The sequence below is a fragment of the Burkholderia sp. MSMB1589WGS genome (assembly GCF_001636105.1).
In the GTDB taxonomy this organism is placed as follows: Bacteria; Pseudomonadota; Gammaproteobacteria; order Burkholderiales; family Burkholderiaceae; genus Burkholderia; species Burkholderia humptydooensis.
On the sequence record NZ_LNJT01000006.1, the window covers coordinates 34659 to 50044 of the forward strand.

Here is a 15386-nt window from a genome sequence, read left to right on the forward strand (position 1 = left end):
TTGCCGAGAAGCGGCGCGCGACGCGCGCTATGCGTCGAGATCGACACGGGAAAGCCACGCGCGCACGCCGTCCCACGAGCGGAAATCGGCCAGGCTGCGCGCCGGCAGCGCGGGATACGCGGCGGCCGCCATCTCCGCGAGCGCGCGGCCCGGACCGAGTTCGACGAACGCGCGCGCGCCCGCCTCGACGCAGCCCGCGACGCACGCGGCCCAGTCGAGCGGCTCGGCGATCTGGCGCGCGAGCTTGTCGACGCCCGCCGCGACGTCGAGCACCGGCGCGCCGTCGATGCCGGACACGAGCCGCGTGCCGGGCGTCGGCGCGCGCGCGATGCGCGCGCCGGCAAGCGTCGCGCGAAACCGGGGCACGGCGGCATCGAGCCAGCGCGTATGCGACGCGACACGCACGCAGACGGGCGCGACGCGCACTGCGCCGCGCGCGCGCGCGGCCGCCGCGAGCGCGTCGAGCGCCGCGTGCGGGCCGGCGAGCACGTACGCGTCGCCCGGGTTGACGATCGCGACCGCGGCGCCGTGCGCGGCGCACGATGCGTCGACGACGTCGCGCGCGAGCCCGCGCACGAACAGCATCCGCGCGTCGCCGTCGCTCGCCGCGTCCATCGCGCGTGCGCGCGCCGCGACGAGATCGAGCGCGTCGCGCGCGTCGACGAGCCCCGCGACGCTCCACGCGGCGACCTCGCCGACGCTGTAGCCCGCGACGCAGCGCCGGCGCGGCAGCAGCGCGTCGAGCCGCGCCATCGCGGCCACCGCCTGCAGCGTGCAGACGAGCTGCGCGGCGAAGTTCTCGCGCAGCGCGTCGTCGCCAGCGTCGCGCGCCCAGGCGCGCGGGTCGGCGCCGAGCAGCGTCGCCGCATGCGCGAAAAGCGGCTCGGCTTCCGGCACGTCGGCCGTCAGCTCGAACATGCCGGCGCGCTGGCCGCCCTGCCCCGAACAAAGAATCGCAATCGTCATTGCAAGCCCTCTGCGTCCAGTGCGGCGACGAACAGGCTCATCGCGAGCAGGTCCGCCGCGCCGCCCGGGCTCAGCCGGCGCGCGACGAACGCGCGATGCGCGGCGGCCGCGCGCGCGCGCCAGTCGAGCGCGCCCACGCCGCCCGTTGCGAGAAATTCGCGCGCGGTTCGTTGCGCGAAGTCGAGGCCGTCGCGACCGCCCCGATGCAGCAGATTCGTGTCGTCGAGCGCGGCGATCAGCGCAAAGCACGCGTGCACGCGCGCCGCCTCGGCATCGTCGGGCGCGAGCTGCGCGCCGTCGCGCAGCGCCGGCACGCCGACCGCGTAGACGCGCGCGAAGCCTGCCGCCGCTTCCGCGCGCGCGCCGCCCGCGCCGTAGCGGTGGCCGGCGCGTTCGCCGTGACTGTCGGCGAGGCGCGGACCGCCGACGATCTCGCCGCCCCAGCGCGCGGCGACGAGCGCGCCGAGTGTCGCGCCGGCGTGTGGTGCTGGTGCGTATCGCTCGCGTTCCGGCGATGCGCGCAGGCCCGCGCCCGCGCACAGCAGGCCAAGCCCGAATATCGCGCCGCGATGCGTGTTCACGCCGCCGGTTGCCGCCAGCATCGCGCGCTCCGCGCGCAGGCCGATCTTGCGCAGCGTCGGCATGTCGGCGTCGTGCGCGCCGGCGTCGGCAAGCTCGGCGAAGAACGGCGCGAGCGCCGCCGCGCTGCGGTAGAAGGTGTCGGCCGTCATGTCGTCGTGGCTGCCCGCGTCGACGTGGCTCACGAGACCGGGCTTCGGCCACGTGTCGATCTCGAGGCGCAGGCAGCGCGTCGCTTCGGCGGCGATTGAAGTTGCTGTCGGCGCCGGCGTTGCCGGCCGATGCGGACCGAGCGCCGGATAGCCGCGACGTCCTGAGCCAGTCCACGCATCAGATCCGCCTGAAGCGTCCTGCATGGCCGGAAAGTGCCGGGAAACGTACACGTTCGATACAGCAACGGCGCTCGACGCATTCGACGCGCCCAGCAGCGTACCCTCCACGCTCGCGCCGTCAAGCGCGCGCGCCGAATCCCGACGCATCGCATCGCGCCGGGCCGCCTTCGCCGCCGCGCATGCGGCCCGCTTCATCGCCACGCCTCCAGAAACGTCTGCGGCGCGGCCAGCTCGACGCCCGTCGCCGTCTTCATCGCGACCTCGCGCTCGCCTGCGTGCAGCTCGCGCCAGTTCACGCCCGTGCCGTCCGCGCAAAGCAGCTCGCCGTCGATGCGCATCGGCGCATGTGCGTCGATCTCGGCGAGCGCCGCGAGGAACGACGCGATCGCGCCGCGCCGCGACAGCGTCGAAGACAAAGGCGACGACGGCGACGAACACGAAGACGAAGACGAAGCCGGCCTCGAGGGCATCAGCAAAACGTCGAGATCCGATCCGTCGCCCAGATAGCGCAGCCCCGTCAGCGTCTGCCACGCCAGGCTGCCGAACACGCGACAATCGACGCGATGCGCGTCGGCGAGCGCGCGCAGCCGCGCAAGCGTCGGCCGCCATGCGGGCGGCGCGTCCCGATCGACGTCGGCGAGCGTCGGCAGCGCGCACACCTCGCCGATCTGCTCGCGCGCGGCCGCGAGCGCGATGCGCCGCTTCCCCGCCGACGGCGGCAGCGGCAAGCCGAGCGGCACACCCGCTTCGCACGGCGAGCGCCGCCGCACGACGAGCGGCCAGCCGCGCACCGCCCAGTCGCGCACGAACGGCTGCGCGTCGGCATCCTCGTGCGCGGCGAGCAGCCCGGGCCACGCATCCGCGCGCACGCGCACGAGCGCGTGCCGCACGAGCGGCGCGTCAGCGGCCGGCGCGCGCGAGTTCATACACGCGTTGCGCGACGTCGGCCGCGACGGGCCGGCCGCCGCGCTCGGCGCCGAGCCGGTCGCGCCGGTCGGTGCGGTCGGTCGGCCGCGCGACGATCGCGGCCAGTTGTTCGGCGAGCGAGCGCGCCGGATCGAGCACCGCATCGACCGCGCCCGTCTTCGCGAAGTTCTCGAGCCCCGGCGCGAACACCGCGGTCGACCGCGCCTTCTCGCGCAGCACGTCGACGGACAGCTTCGTCACGCGCGACATCGCCTGCAGATCCATCACCTCCGGCTCCGCGCCGGGCAGCGCGACGAGCGTGCGGGTCGCGAGCGCCGTCGCGATGAACGCGCCCGCCGCCGCATGCCCGTACAGCACGCCGATCGTCGGATGACCGAGCGCGTCCGCGTGCAGCAGGCACTTCGCGAGATGCGCGAGGCACTCGTTCAGGCCGAGCAGTTCGTCTCGCTTGCTCATCCGCTGGCTGTCGCCGTCGACGAGCACGAGAATCGGCGTATCGCCGCCGCGCCGGATCGTCGCGAGCACGCGCCCGGCGAGCGCAAGCGCGCCGTCCACGCCGAGCGCCGCGCCATGCGCGACGCCGATCACGTCGACCGCGCGCCCCGCGAGCGCGCCGCGCCCGGCGAGCAGGCCGCCGGCATCGGCCGCGATGTCGTGCCCCGACGGAAACAGCGAAGCCAGCACGTCATCGAGCGTCATTGCGCACCTCCGTCAGCCGGTCCGCCAGCGCCGCGAACGCGGCGGCGTCGAGCGCGGGAATCGCGTTCGCGTCGGGCGCGCCGAGCGCGCGCCACACGTCGAGCGCGTCGTCGCAGTCGCCGAAACGCGCAAGGCGCCCGGCGAGCCGCGCATGCTCCGCTTCGAGCGTCGCCGTGCCGAACCCCTCGCCCGCGCGCACGCGCGCGAGCAGCGCGATCGCCGCATCGCGAAACGCGTCGATCGTATCGTCGACGAAGCGCTCCGCGCCGCCGACGAGCCGCCGATGCTTGCCGCCCATCGTGCGCCAGACGAGCCCGCGATCGCGCGAATCGAACTCGTCGACGCCGCGCCGGCTCTCGATCACCTCCGGCCCGGACACGCCGATGCGCCCGGCCTCCGACACCGCGAGCGCCGAGCAGCACGCGGCGATGATCCCGCCGCCGCCGTAGCAGCCGGCGCGCCCGCCGACGAGCCCGACGACGGGCACGCCCGCCGCGCGCGCATCGATCACCGCGTGCACGATCTCGGACACCGCGATCTCGCCCGCGTTCGCCTCCTGCAGCCGCACGCCGCCCGTGTCGAACAGGATCAGCACGGGCGCGGCGCGCAGCTCGCGCGCCGCGCGCAGCAGGCCCACGAGCTTCGCGCCGTGCACCTCGCCGAACGCGCCGCCCATGAAGCGCCCTTCCTGCGCGGCGACGAAGACGGGCGCGCCGGCGAGCGTCGCGCGGCCGACGATCATCCCGTCGTCGAACTGCTGCGGCAAATCGAAGAGCGGCAGATGCGGGCTCACGAGCCGCGCTTGCGGGCCGGCGAACTCGTCGAACGAACCGGCGTCGACGAGCCCCGCGAGCCGCTGCCGCGCCGACGCCTCGAACCAGCTCGCGCCCGCCGGCGCGACCTTCGGATGCAGGGTCGTGGCGGCCGCGTTCATCGCGCGTCTGCCTCGATCGCGCGCACCGCCTGCGCGAGCCGCAGCGACACCATGTCGGGCCGCGCGCCGCCGTCGTTGACGGACAGCCGCAGCCCGCCCGGCGAGCGGCGCTCGACGAAATCGGCGACGACCGCCTGCCACACGTCGCCGAAGCCGACGGCGGCCGTGCGGATGTCGACTTCGCATGCGTTGCCGGGCAGCACGCGCTCGACGAGCACTTCGAGATTGCCCGACGCGACGACGCCGACGAGCGCCCACGCGGCGTCGCCCTTCGCGCGCTCGCGCGCGGTGTGGCGATAGTTCAACTGTTCCATTGCGAAACGCTCCTCACCAATTGCGGAATCGGGCGGGCGGCGCGTAGAGGCCCCCCGACCAATGCACGAGATCCTTGATCGACCGCGCGGCGAGGAGCCGCCGGTCGGCGTCGAGCGGATCGATGCCGAGATCCTCCGGGCGCCGGATCGCGCCGCGCTCGCGCAGCCGCTCGACGAGCCGGCGGTCGCGGCCGCGGCCGATCTCCGTGTAGCCGGCCACGCCGCGAATCGCATGCTCGCGCTCGTCCGCGTCGCGGCAGAGCAGCAGGTTCGCGATCCCTTCCTCGGTGACGATATGCGTGACGTCGTCGCCGTACACCATCACGGGCGCGAGATCGAGCGCGAGCTTGTCGGCGAGGCGCAGCGCGTCGAGCTTCTCGACGAACATCGGCGCGTTCTTCTCGCCGAACGTCTCGCCGATCTGCACGACGAGCTTGCGCCCGCGCCGCAGCGCCGCGGGCGTCGCCGGATCGGCATCCTCGCCCGCCTTGATCCACGGCTCGCTCGGATGGCGCCGGCCGCGCGCGTCGCTGCCCATGTTCGGCGCGCCGCCGAAGCCCGCGATCCGCTCGGCCGTCACCGTCGACGAGTGGCCCGCGAGATCGATCTGCAGCGTCGAGCCGATGAACATGTCGCACGCGTAGAGGCCCGCCGTCTGGCAGAACGCGCGGTTCGAGCGCAGCGACCCGTCGCTGCCCGTGAAGAAGACGTCCGAGCGCGCGCGGATGTAATCGTCCATGCCGACTTCGGAGCCGAAGCAATGGATCTGCTCGACCCAACCGGATTCGATCGCGGGGATGAGCGTCGGATGCGGGTTCAGCGCCCAGTGCGTGCAGACCTGCCCTTTCAGGCCGAGCCGCTCGCCGTAGGTCGGCAGCAGCAGCTCGATCGCCGCCGTGTTGAAGCCGATCCCGTGATTGAGCCGCTTCACGCCGTAGCGCGCGTAGATGCCCTTGATCGCGAGCATCGCGGTGAGGATCTGCGTCTCGGTGATGCCGGCCGGATCGCGCGTGAAGAGCGGCTCGACGTAGAACGGCCGTCCCGCCTCGACGACGAAGTGCACGCGGTCGCCCGGAATGTCCACGCGCGGCACGCGATCGACGATCTTCTCGACCTGCGCGATCACGATGCCGTCCTTGAACGCGGTCGCCTCGACGACGGTCGGCGTGTCCTCGGTGTTCGGGCCGGTGTACAGGTTGCCGTCGGCGTCGGCGCTCACCGCGGCGACGAGCGCGACGTGCGGCGTCAGATCGATGAAGTAGCGCGCGAAGAGCTCGAGATACGTATGCACCGCGCCGAGCTCGATCTTGCCGCCGAACAGGAGCTTCGCGATCCGTTGCGATTGCGGGCCCGAGTACGCATAATCGAGCCGCTTCGCGATCCCGCGCTCGAACACGTCGAGATGCTCGGGCAGCACGACGCCCGATTGCACCATGTGCAGGCCGTGCACCTTCGCGCCGTCGACGGCGGCGAGCGCCGCGGCGAGCAGGTCCGCCTGCTTCTGGTTGTCGCCTTCGATGCAGACGCGCTCGCCCGGCCGCAGCACCGCTTCGAGCAGCGCGGTCGCGTCGCGCGCGGCCACCCGCTTGCGCTGCGCGAGCGGCGCGGCGGCGGCGAGGCGCGCCGCTCGCGCGTCGCGGGCGTCGTTCCATCCCGTCATAGAGTCGTCTCCTGCGAAATCCGTCCGGTAGGTTTCGCGGCATTGTAAGCCGCGCCGCCGCGGCGATTGATGAAGTTGGGCGATGCGACTCAGTGGCGTGCGTGATGGATCGGCGGGGCCGCGGCGCGCACGCCGATGACCGACCTCGCCGCGCGCGATTTCACGGGCGATTTCACGGGCGACTTCACGGGCGACTTCACAGTCGACTTCGCAGTCGACTTCGCGGCCGAGACATCACGCCCCGATCGCCGCCTTCGTCGCGAAAAACAGCAGCGACGGCCCGAGCAGGCACCCGACGCCCGTATGGAACGTCGCGATCAGCGCGCCGTACGGCACGAGCCGCCGGTCGGTCGCGGCGAGCCCGGCGCTCACGCCGCTCACGGTGCCCGCGAGCCCGCCGAAGATCATCGCCGCGCGCGGCGTGCGCAGCCCCATGAAGTTCGCCGCGAACGGCGTGCCGACCATCACGATGATCGCCTTCACGAGGCCCGTCGCGATGCTGAGCGCGATCACGTCGGAGCTCGCGCCGATCGCCGCGCCCGTCACGGGCCCGACGATGTACGTGACGGCGCCCGCGCCGATCGTCGTCATGCTGACCGCGTCCGAATAGCCGAACGCGCGCGCGACGCGCGCGCCGACGACGAACGGCAGCACCGTGCCGAGCAGCAGCGACACGACGCCGATGAGCCCCGCCTTGCGCGCCTCCGCGGGCTGCACCTCGAACGCGGTCGCGACGATCGCGAAGTCGCGCAGCATCGCACCGCCCATCAGGCCGACGCCCGCGAAGAGCGGCACGTCGGCGATGCCTTTCTCGCCGCCCGTGCACGCGCCGCCGACGTACGCGAGCGCGAGGCCGATCACGATCGCGATCGCCGAGCCGTGCACGCGGCCGAGCGTGAGCTTCCTCGACAGCGCCGCCGACGCGAACATGATGCAGCCGACGAGCGCGAACGACGCGACGAGTCCGTTGTGCGCGACGACCTTTCCGAGCATGTCGATCATGGCCGCCTCCCGCTCAGTTCTCTTCCGGCTGCGGCAGCGCCGCGAGCGCCGTGGCGTCGCGGCCGACGCGCGCGAGCACCGCGATGCAGACCGCGCACACGGCGACCGCGCCCAGCGCCGACAGGAGCGCGACGGGCCCGCCCTTCAGCGCGGCGACCACGTTCTGATTGGCCGCCATCGCGACGACGACCGGAATGTACATCGCGCCCCAGAACGCGATGCCGGACTCGGTCTCCTTCGGCAACCAGCCGCGGCGATGCAGCGCGAGCCGCAGGCCGATGAGCAGCAGCATCGCGATGCCGACGCCGCCGACGTTGGTCTTCGCGCCGATCGCGGCGCCCAGCAGATCGCCGAGGAAAAGTCCGGCCAGATGGCAGAACGCGAGCAGCGCGGTTCCGTAGATGAGCATGCTTGTCTCCTGAGTCCTGATTCCTGATGACGGATCGTCGCGGCGCGAGCGCCGCGGCCCGGCGGCTCGTCGTGCGAAGCGCGTTCTCGGGCGGTAACGGCAATACATCGGCAATAGCGTGAAAACCCGACGGCCCGCCGCGCCGGCTTGCCGTAGACTGGCGGCGGCGGGGGCGTCGCCGGCGCGCGCCACGCACATCGTAGTCCCGCCGCCCGCGGCCATTTATGAAGTTGTCGAATTCGATTCAGTGGGTTTAGCAATGCGTCCGTTACCGCCTGAACTGCTGCGCAGTTTCGTCGCCGTCGCGCAGACGGGCAGCTTCACCGCCGCGTCCGAGCGCGTGAACCTGTCGCAATCGACGGTCAGCCAGCACATCCGCCGCCTCGAAGAGCTGCTCGACCGGCCGCTGTTCGAGCGAGACACCCGCAACGTGCGCCTCGCGCCCAACGGCGAGGCCCTCTTTCGCTACGCGGTGCGCATCCTCGATCTGATGGACGAGGCGGTCGCGTCGGTCTGCGGGCCGCCGCTGTCGGGCAAGGTGCGGCTCGGCCTGTCGGAGGATTTCGCGCTCACGCACCTGACGGCCGCGCTCGCGAGCTTCCTGCAGCGCAACCCGGAAGTCGAGCTCGAGATCGCGACCGGCCTGTCCGGCGACCTGTTCGACGCGCTCGACGCCAGCCGGCACGATCTCGTGTTCGCGAAGCGGATCGCGGGCAGCCGGCGCGGCCGCGTGATCCGCACCGAGCCGCTCTACTGGTGCACGGGCCCCGATTCGCCGCTCACGGGGCGCGAGCCCGTGCTGCCGCTCGCGCTGCATCCACAGCCGAGCGTGTCGCGCAAGCGCGTGCTCGAGACGCTCGACGCGATCGGCCGGCCCTACCGGATCGCGGTCGCGAGCACCAGCATCGCGGTACTGCGCGCGGCGGCGAGCGCGGGGCTCGGCATCAGCGCGTTCGCCGGCTACGTGATCCCGCACGGGCTCGCGAAGCTCGAAGCCGATCTGCCGCCGCTCGGCGATCTCGAATACGTGATCGACCGGCCCGCGAACGCGTCGCGTCCGGCGCTCGCGCTCGAAGCGACGCTCGTCGCCGCAGCGCACGAGTTCTGACGGAACGCGAAAGAAAGGCCGCGAGCAAGCCGCGAAGGCCACGTCACGCCCGCCGGCCGGTCAAGCCTGACCAAATCGCCATGAAGCGGTCATCGTCCGCTCAGGCGCGCCTGTCCAGAATGCGACTCACCGGCACGCGAAGTCGCCGCGCTTCGCGTGCCGATCCCGTCACCTTTCTGGAGCTTTCGATGAATACGCTTCGCTTTCTCGCCGCGGCAGCAGCCGTCGCGGCATCCGCGCTGACCGCCACGGCGGCGCTCGCGTCGACGCCCGACGCGCCGCAAGGCAAGACCCGCGCGCAGGTGCGCGCCGAGCTGATCCAGGCGTACCGCGACGGCGTGATCCCGACGTCGGACGGCGACTATCCGCCGAGCCAGGCGACGATCGATGCGAACCGCGCGCGCCTCGCGGCGACCCATCCCGCGTGGGCTCGCGAGCAGCAACAGTAGCCGCGCCGGCGGCGCGCGGCTGCCGGCGGGCGACGCTTACGGCAGGAAGCTGCTGCGCCGCGCGTCGATCAGCTCGACGAGCAGACGGTCGCGCTCCGCGCCGAGTGCGCGCATCGAATGCGCGCCCTGGATCTCGCGCAGCGCGTCGATCAACTGGCGATCGACGTCGGGCGAGAACGACGGCGCGCCGAGATCGCTCCACCAGCTCGCCATCGGGCCCGACAGGTGCTCGAGAAAATGCGCGATGCCGCCCTCGCCGCCGCCGAGATGGTAGATGAGGCTCTGCCCCATCAGCCCCCAGCGCAGGCCCGGCCCCCACGACACCGCCTTGTCCGCGTCCTCGACGCTCACGACGCCTTCGCCGACCAGGTGATACACCTCGCGAAAGAGCGCGGCCGCGAGCCGGTTCGCGACGTGGCCCGCCATCTCCTTGTTGAGCACGATCGTCACCTTGCCGAGACCGTCGTAGAAGCGCTTCGCCTGCGCGATCGCGCCGGCGGACGTCGCCGCGCCGCCGACCAGCTCGACGAGCGGAATCAGATGCGGCGGATTGAACGGATGCGCGATCAGGCAACGCTCGGGATGCGCGCCGCATGCGCTCTGGATGTCCGACATCCTGAGCCCGGACGAGCTCGATGCGACGAGCACGTGCGCGGGCAGCCGCGCGTCGATCCGGCGATACAGGTCGCGCTTGAAGTCGAGGCGCTCGGGGCCGTTCTCCTGCACGAAATCGGCGCCGTCGAGCGCCGCGTCGAGCGTCGGCTCGAACGCGACGCGCGGCGCGAGCGTTCCGGCGCGCTCGCCGAGAAAATTCGCGAGCGCGGCGTCGAGCCGCTCGCGCGCGTCGGGCGCCGGATCAGTCACGGCGACGTCGAAGCCCTTCGACAGATAGAACGCGGTCCAGCTCGCGCCGATCACGCCGGCGCCGACGACGGCGATCCGTTGAATCTTCATGGGCGGGTCTCCTGGATGGGCGAATGTGCGGACGATTGTCGCATCGAACGACGCCGGCTGCGCGACGCGCCGCGCCGGCTCGGATGCCGCCGAATGCGCGAGGCCGCTCGCGCGCATTCGGCCGCTCCAGCACATTCGTCGGGCGCAAAAAAACCGCATGAGCGCCGAAGCGTCATGCGGTTGTTTCGATTCGCGCGGTTCGGCGGTGCGCCCGATCAGCACTCGATCGACGCGCGCGCGTCGTCGCTCAGCCGCCGAGCCTTGCTTCGATCTTCGCCTTCGTTTCGGCGAGCGCGCCCGGCAGCCGCGCGCCCAGCTTGTCGAACAGCTCCGCGTGCAGCGCGAGCTCGGCGCGCCATTCGTCAGGATTCATCGACGTGACCTGCGCGTACTGCGCGGACGAGAACGCGAGCCCCGTCCAATGCAGATCCTCGTAGCGCGGCGTCACGCCGAACGCATGCTCGACGCCCTCGCCGCGGCCGTCGATCCGGTCGAGCATCCACTTCAGCACGCGCATGTTCTCGCCGAAACCCGGCCACGCGAAGCGGCCGTCCGCGTCCTTGCGGAACCAGTTCACGCAGTAGATCTTCGGCAGCGTCGCGCCCGATGCCGCGAGCTTCTCGCCGAGCGCGAGCCAGTGCGCGAAGTAGTCGCTCATGTTGTAGCCGCAGAACGGCAGCATCGCGAACGGATCGCGCCGCACGACGCCCTGCTGCCCCGCCGCCGCCGCCGTCGTCTCCGAGCCCATCGTCGCCGCCATGTACACGCCTTCGCGCCAGTCGCGCGCCTCGGTGACGAGCGGCACCGTCGTCGAGCGGCGGCCGCCGAAGATGAACGCGTCGATCGGCACGCCGGCCGGGTCCTCCCAGTCGTCGTCGATCGACGGGCACTGCGACGCGGGCGCCGTGAAGCGCGAGTTCGGATGCGCGGCCTTGCGGCCCGTCTCGCGGCCGATCTCGGGCGTCCATGCATTGCCCTGCCAGTCGGTGAGCCGCGCGGGCGGCGTATCGGTGAGCCCTTCCCACCAGACGTCGCCGTCTTCCGTCAGCGCGACGTTCGTGAAGATCACGTTCTCCTTCAGCGTCGCGAGCGCGTTCGGATTCGTCTTCTCGCCCGTGCCCGGCGCAACGCCGAAGTAGCCCGCCTCCGGGTTGATCGCGTACAGGCGCCCATCCTTGCCGGGCTTGAGCCACGCGATGTCGTCGCCGATCGTCGTCACGCGCCAGCCTTCGAAGCCCTTCGGCGGAATCAGCATCGCGAAGTTGGTCTTGCCGCACGCGGACGGGAATGCCGCGGCGATGTGGTACTTGCGGCCTTGCGGCGACGTCACGCCGAGAATCAGCATGTGCTCGGCGAGCCAGCCCTCGTCGCGCCCCATCGTCGACGCGATCCGCAGCGCGAAGCACTTCTTGCCGAGGAGCGCGTTGCCGCCGTAGCCCGAGCCGAAGCTCCAGATCTCGCGCGACTCGGGGAAATGCACGATGTACTTGGTCGGATTGCACGGCCACGGAACGTCCTGCTCGCCCGCCGCGAGCGGCCGCCCGACGCTGTGCACGCACGGCACGTACTCGCCGTGCTCGCCGAGCGCGTCGAGCACGGCGCGCCCCATGCGCGTCATGATCCGCATGTTGGCGACGACGTACGGGCTATCCGACAGCTCGACGCCGATGTGCGCGATCGGCGAGCCGAGCGGCCCCATCGAGAACGGCACGACGTACAGCGTGCGGCCGCGCATCGCGCCGCGAAAGAGGCCGTTCAGCGTCGCGCGCATTTCGGCGGGCGCGATCCAGTGATTGGTCGGGCCCGCGTCGTCGCGATGCTCGCTGCAGATGAACGTGCGGTCTTCCACGCGCGCGACGTCCGACGGATCGGACAGCGCGAGAAACGAGTTCGGCCGCTTCGCCGGATTGAGGCGCACCATCGTGCGCCGTTCGACCATCTCGTCGCAGAGGCGGTCGTACTCCTCTTGCGAACCGTCGCACCAGACGACGCGATCCGGCTCGGTCAGCTCCGCGATACGCGCGACCCAGTCGATCAGGCCGCGGTGCTTCACGTATTCGGGAACGTCGATCGGAACGGTGCGCGTCGCCGCGACCACGTTGCTTCGGGTCATGAGAGTGTCTCCGTGTTGTAGAACCAGAATTCCGTGCGTGCGCGGCGCGACGGCGCGCGCGGCGACGCGCGCAGCGGCGCTATGCGATGGCTGGGGGCGACGCATGCGCGTGTCGCGCATCGTGATCGTCGCATTCCACGTTCCGACTCCGACAATGGCGGAGCGTTCGTTTTTTTAGGGTTGGGAACGACTGAATCGCCGAGCTTGCTCATGCACCTGCCATACGATCAAGGTGAAAGCCAGCATACCATCGCGGCGCGCCCGGCGGCGTTGCGCCGCAACAAGGCGCGGCCCGCGCACGCGCGGCGCGGCTGCGTCGCGACGAACACACGCCGGGCCGTCCGCCGAACGCAATTGGAGCAATCCAGCATGCGGACGATAGGCGCCGACGCGGGTTTTCACCGACGGCCGCGCGCGGTCGGCGAGCGCCTGCTGCGCGCGCTGTCCGACGCCCGATTGTCGAACGCCTCTTGAAATCGCCTTCGCCGCGCCTATCTTCGAGACGCCGACGCAGCCGCCCCCGCGCGCTGCTCGCTTCGACCGATTTGTCGCGGTCCGGCAAACGAACCGGTACGTATGCGCATACCGCCGATGCGTTCGCAGGGCCTCGTTCCAGGAGGACACGACCATGAGCGATCTCTATTTCGGCGCCGATCTCTTCAGCGAATTCGATCGTCTGCATCGGCAGATGACGAACCTGCTCGGCGGCTTCCCTTCCAGCATTCGAGCGAGCCGTCTCGGCGGATTCCCGCCACTGAACATCGGCACGACCGAGGATTCGATCGAGATCGTCGTGTTCGCGCCCGGCATGCGCGCGGCCGATTTCGACGTGTCGATCGACAAGGGGCTGCTCGCGATCAGCGGCGAGCGCAAGGCCGCGCAACGCGCGGAAGGGGACGTGCGCGCCTATGCGCAGGAGCGCTACAGCGGCGCATTCCGGCGCGTCGTCGAACTGCCGCAGAACGCCGATCCCGACAAGATCCGCGCGCGCTACGAGAACGGCTGCCTGCTGATCAGCGTCGGCAAGCGCGAAGCGTCGAAGCCGCGTGCGATCACCGTGCAATGAGCCCCGTCAGTCCCGAATCAAGGAGTCGATCGTGAACACCAGCCATCCAGCCGCACCACGTCAATCCGCCGCGCCGGCCCGCCGCGACGCGAGCGATGCGCCGCGCGCGCTCACGGTCACGCCGGCCGTCGACGTGTACGAAGACAAGCACGGCGTGACGCTATGGGCCGATCTTCCCGGCGTGCCGAAGGAGCGCCTCGAAGTGAAGGTCCACGACGGCCATCTGTCGATCGACGCGCACGCGGCGCTGCCGATGCCGGCGGGCCTGCGCGCGCAGCACGTCGAGGTGCGCGAACCGCATTTCACGCGCACGTTCCAGTTGAGCCCGGACTTCGACACGTCGAAGATCGAGGCGAATCTTCAGGATGGCGTACTGAAGCTGACGATTCCGCGGCGCGACGAAGCGCGCCCGCGGCGCATCGAAGTGATGTGATGCGACGTGAAGCGGCTGCCGCATCGGGCGCACCGTATACAGATTGCCGAAGCGCGCGGAAAACATGCCGTAGCCGAATCGCTTGCGCTCGTCGGCCGGCAGATGCGCGCCGGCTTCCGGCACGAAGTCATTGAAGCCGATGCCGGACAGCCGCCGCGAGATGCGCTGCGCGAAGCAACTGCCCGCGGTGCTCACCCTCTGCTGCGCGCTGATCCTGAATTTCGGCTCGACGACCGGATCGAACGCGTGCATATCGACATTGGCGACCGCCTTGCGCCAGAACTGGTGAGGCGGCAGATGCTTTGCGCGATCGTGCAGCCGAGATCCAATTAAAAATATACCGATTCGGATTTCGAATCATTCCCATCCGTCAATTCGCTGGTGAATTCGATGTTTTTTGGGCAGGCATGCAATGCCGGCAGCAACCATCCCGATAAAAACCAGACGAATATGCTCGTGCCGGCCCGTCGGTTTCCATGCGCGACGTCAATCCGGCTTGCCGATGCAACCATGCGAATGCATTTCGCAAGAATGCAAAATTTCCGCTGCTTCAGCGTAGAATGCCGCAACCAATTTCGGTCCTACCCGGGAGAAAAATGGACATCCGCAATCGGGATATTGCGTCGCTCAACAAAATCAATATTGGTTGCGGGCATGACAAGCGGCCGGACTTTCTGAATGTCGATACGGACCCCGCCTGCCAGCCCGACATCCTGATTTCCGACAATGACTACGGCGGACTGCCGCGGCGGCATTTCGCCGCGGCGCTCGCGAAAGACGTGCTCGAGCACATCCCGCGCGGAGATACGGCGAACGTGGTGCTCGAATGGGCGGACCTGCTGTCGCCGGGCGGCACGCTCGAGCTGCGCACATCCAGCCTCCTCGGTATCGCCCGGCTGATGGAGCAGCATCCGAATTACGCCGACCAGGCGAACTACGCCGCCGGACTGTTCGGCAATCAGACTCATGCCGGCGAATTCCATTGCACGGCGTTTACCGAAGCGACGCTGAAGACCCAACTGATCGCGGCCGGCTTCGAGATCGCGAGCTTCGAGCTCGTCGACCATTGGCGCTTCGCGGTGCGCGCGATCAAGCAGACGGACTGGACGAAGCTGGCCGCCGCCGCGGCCGGAGAATCCAATCGCGCGTTCGTCGATATCGCGTATCGCGAGATCCTGTTTCGCGAGCCCGAGGCGTTCTTCCTCGAAATCGATCTCGCCGCGCTCGACGGCGGCACTTACTCGCGGCGCGATTTCGTCAAGAAGCTCCACGGGTGCGAGGAGCGCCGTCTGCGCGTCGCGATGAAGCACGGGTTGTAACCGCGCCGCTTGCGCGCGCACCGCCGCGACTTTTCTTTTGCCACCTCGCATTGGACAATGTGCGGCCAAGCTTCGCGCGCGCGAACGCTCGGGCTACTACGTCGTGCACGGCGCGCAGGCGA

The 15386-nt window shown here is 70.6% G+C and carries 17 protein-coding genes and 1 pseudogene; 6 read left to right on the forward strand and 12 right to left on the reverse strand.

Annotated features, from left to right (window positions below; genetic code table 11):
• Positions 1-27: 27 nt before the first annotated feature.
• The 9 genes from mdcH to madL form a co-directional block, all read right to left on the reverse strand.
• Positions 28-966 carry a malonate decarboxylase subunit epsilon gene (mdcH, locus tag WT16_RS02505; RefSeq protein WP_006026329.1) on the reverse strand — a complete coding sequence of 313 codons (939 nt, stop codon included), beginning with the start codon at positions 964-966 and terminating at the stop codon, positions 28-30.
• Complete coding sequence (mdcB, locus tag WT16_RS02510) at positions 963-2072, reverse strand: triphosphoribosyl-dephospho-CoA synthase MdcB (protein ID WP_231892025.1); 1110 nt, start codon at positions 2070-2072, stop codon at positions 963-965. Before mdcB ends, mdcH begins: the two co-directional genes overlap by 4 nt.
• Entirely contained in the window at positions 2069-2803 is a 735-nt protein-coding gene (gene mdcG / locus WT16_RS02515) for a malonate decarboxylase holo-[acyl-carrier-protein] synthase (protein ID WP_063532634.1), read from the reverse strand. Before mdcG ends, mdcB begins: the two co-directional genes overlap by 4 nt.
• Positions 2778-3503 carry a biotin-independent malonate decarboxylase subunit gamma gene (gene mdcE, locus WT16_RS02520; protein WP_015600737.1) on the reverse strand — a complete coding sequence of 242 codons (726 nt, stop codon included), beginning with the start codon at positions 3501-3503 and terminating at the stop codon, positions 2778-2780. Before mdcE ends, mdcG begins: the two co-directional genes overlap by 26 nt.
• Positions 3490-4437 (reverse strand): biotin-independent malonate decarboxylase subunit beta, encoded by a 948-nt coding sequence (locus WT16_RS02525; protein ID WP_059929569.1) that lies wholly within the window; start codon positions 4435-4437, stop codon positions 3490-3492. The genes mdcE and WT16_RS02525 overlap by 14 nt, the downstream gene beginning before the upstream one ends.
• Positions 4434-4751 carry a malonate decarboxylase acyl carrier protein gene (gene mdcC / locus WT16_RS02530; protein WP_063532635.1) on the reverse strand — a complete coding sequence of 106 codons (318 nt, stop codon included), beginning with the start codon at positions 4749-4751 and terminating at the stop codon, positions 4434-4436. The genes WT16_RS02525 and mdcC overlap by 4 nt, the downstream gene beginning before the upstream one ends.
• Before the next feature lie 13 nt (positions 4752-4764).
• The gene (gene mdcA / locus WT16_RS02535; RefSeq protein WP_063532636.1) at positions 4765-6411 is read right to left on the reverse strand and encodes a malonate decarboxylase subunit alpha; all 1647 of its coding nucleotides are present in this window, start codon (positions 6409-6411) and stop codon (positions 4765-4767) included.
• Between the two features lie 234 nt (positions 6412-6645).
• Complete coding sequence (gene madM, locus WT16_RS02540; protein ID WP_063532637.1) at positions 6646-7413, reverse strand: malonate transporter subunit MadM; 768 nt, start codon at positions 7411-7413, stop codon at positions 6646-6648.
• A 13-nt stretch (positions 7414-7426) separates the two neighbouring features.
• The gene (madL, locus tag WT16_RS02545; protein WP_063532638.1) at positions 7427-7822 is read right to left on the reverse strand and encodes a malonate transporter subunit MadL; all 396 of its coding nucleotides are present in this window, start codon (positions 7820-7822) and stop codon (positions 7427-7429) included.
• A 247-nt stretch (positions 7823-8069) separates the two neighbouring features.
• On the opposite strand from madL, the gene WT16_RS02550 reads away from it, so the two are divergent.
• Together WT16_RS02550 and WT16_RS02555 are read left to right on the forward strand one after the other, a co-directional pair.
• The gene (locus WT16_RS02550) at positions 8070-8930 is read left to right on the forward strand and encodes a LysR substrate-binding domain-containing protein (protein WP_006026320.1); all 861 of its coding nucleotides are present in this window, start codon (positions 8070-8072) and stop codon (positions 8928-8930) included.
• A gap of 188 nt (positions 8931-9118) precedes the next feature.
• Positions 9119-9379 carry a DUF4148 domain-containing protein gene (locus WT16_RS02555; RefSeq protein ID WP_063532639.1) on the forward strand — a complete coding sequence of 87 codons (261 nt, stop codon included), beginning with the start codon at positions 9119-9121 and terminating at the stop codon, positions 9377-9379.
• Between the two features lie 36 nt (positions 9380-9415).
• On the opposite strand, the gene WT16_RS02560 is transcribed toward WT16_RS02555, so the two are convergent.
• Together WT16_RS02560 and WT16_RS02565 are read right to left on the reverse strand one after the other, a co-directional pair.
• Positions 9416-10333: a 3-hydroxyacyl-CoA dehydrogenase NAD-binding domain-containing protein gene (locus WT16_RS02560; RefSeq protein WP_063533038.1), complete on the reverse strand. Its 918-nt coding sequence runs from the start codon at positions 10331-10333 to the stop codon at positions 9416-9418.
• Between the two features lie 247 nt (positions 10334-10580).
• Complete coding sequence (locus WT16_RS02565) at positions 10581-12446, reverse strand: phosphoenolpyruvate carboxykinase (GTP) (RefSeq protein WP_063532640.1); 1866 nt, start codon at positions 12444-12446, stop codon at positions 10581-10583.
• 210 nt (positions 12447-12656) lie between these two features.
• Here WT16_RS02565 and WT16_RS33410 point away from each other — a divergent pair, with 210 nt between their 5' ends.
• From WT16_RS33410 to WT16_RS02580, 3 genes are all read left to right on the forward strand, one after another.
• On the forward strand, positions 12657-12920 hold the full coding sequence (locus tag WT16_RS33410) for a hypothetical protein (protein WP_063532641.1): 264 nt from the start codon (positions 12657-12659) through the stop codon (positions 12918-12920).
• Positions 12921-13074: 154 nt separating this feature from the next.
• Entirely contained in the window at positions 13075-13512 is a 438-nt protein-coding gene (locus WT16_RS02575) for an Hsp20/alpha crystallin family protein (RefSeq protein ID WP_015602170.1), read from the forward strand.
• A 31-nt stretch (positions 13513-13543) separates the two neighbouring features.
• Entirely contained in the window at positions 13544-13945 is a 402-nt protein-coding gene (locus WT16_RS02580; RefSeq protein ID WP_006026313.1) for an Hsp20/alpha crystallin family protein, read from the forward strand.
• Positions 13946-13957: 12 nt separating this feature from the next.
• On the opposite strand, the pseudogene WT16_RS29990 reads toward WT16_RS02580, so the two are convergent.
• A pseudogene (locus tag WT16_RS29990) lies at positions 13958-14197 on the reverse strand (GSCFA domain-containing protein); the annotation flags it as partial.
• A gap of 344 nt (positions 14198-14541) precedes the next feature.
• Between WT16_RS29990 and WT16_RS02590 the strand changes: the two are divergent.
• The gene (locus WT16_RS02590) at positions 14542-15264 is read left to right on the forward strand and encodes a methyltransferase domain-containing protein (RefSeq protein WP_063532643.1); all 723 of its coding nucleotides are present in this window, start codon (positions 14542-14544) and stop codon (positions 15262-15264) included.
• Positions 15265-15386 lie beyond the last annotated feature (122 nt).

Bases quoted from the DNA above. Each gene is read 5' to 3' on its own strand.
- mdcH (WP_006026329.1), bottom strand. From the start codon at position 966: ATGACGATTGCGATTCTTTGTTCGGGGCAGGGCGGCCAGCGCGCCGGC.
- mdcB (WP_231892025.1), bottom strand. From the start codon at position 2,072: ATGAAGCGGGCCGCATGCGCGGCGGCGAAGGCGGCCCGGCGCGATGCG.
- mdcG (WP_063532634.1), bottom strand. From the start codon at position 2,803: ATGAACTCGCGCGCGCCGGCCGCTGACGCGCCGCTCGTGCGGCACGCG.
- mdcE (WP_015600737.1), bottom strand. From the start codon at position 3,503: ATGACGCTCGATGACGTGCTGGCTTCGCTGTTTCCGTCGGGGCACGAC.
- WT16_RS02525 (WP_059929569.1), bottom strand. From the start codon at position 4,437: ATGAACGCGGCCGCCACGACCCTGCATCCGAAGGTCGCGCCGGCGGGC.
- mdcC (WP_063532635.1), bottom strand. From the start codon at position 4,751: ATGGAACAGTTGAACTATCGCCACACCGCGCGCGAGCGCGCGAAGGGC.
- mdcA (WP_063532636.1), bottom strand. From the start codon at position 6,411: ATGACGGGATGGAACGACGCCCGCGACGCGCGAGCGGCGCGCCTCGCC.
- madM (WP_063532637.1), bottom strand. From the start codon at position 7,413: ATGATCGACATGCTCGGAAAGGTCGTCGCGCACAACGGACTCGTCGCG.
- madL (WP_063532638.1), bottom strand. From the start codon at position 7,822: ATGCTCATCTACGGAACCGCGCTGCTCGCGTTCTGCCATCTGGCCGGA.
- WT16_RS02555 (WP_063532639.1), top strand. From the start codon at position 9,119: ATGAATACGCTTCGCTTTCTCGCCGCGGCAGCAGCCGTCGCGGCATCC.
- WT16_RS02560 (WP_063533038.1), bottom strand. From the start codon at position 10,333: ATGAAGATTCAACGGATCGCCGTCGTCGGCGCCGGCGTGATCGGCGCG.
- WT16_RS02565 (WP_063532640.1), bottom strand. From the start codon at position 12,446: ATGACCCGAAGCAACGTGGTCGCGGCGACGCGCACCGTTCCGATCGAC.
- WT16_RS33410 (WP_063532641.1), top strand. From the start codon at position 12,657: ATGCACCTGCCATACGATCAAGGTGAAAGCCAGCATACCATCGCGGCG.
- WT16_RS02575 (WP_015602170.1), top strand. From the start codon at position 13,075: ATGAGCGATCTCTATTTCGGCGCCGATCTCTTCAGCGAATTCGATCGT.
- WT16_RS02590 (WP_063532643.1), top strand. From the start codon at position 14,542: ATGGACATCCGCAATCGGGATATTGCGTCGCTCAACAAAATCAATATT.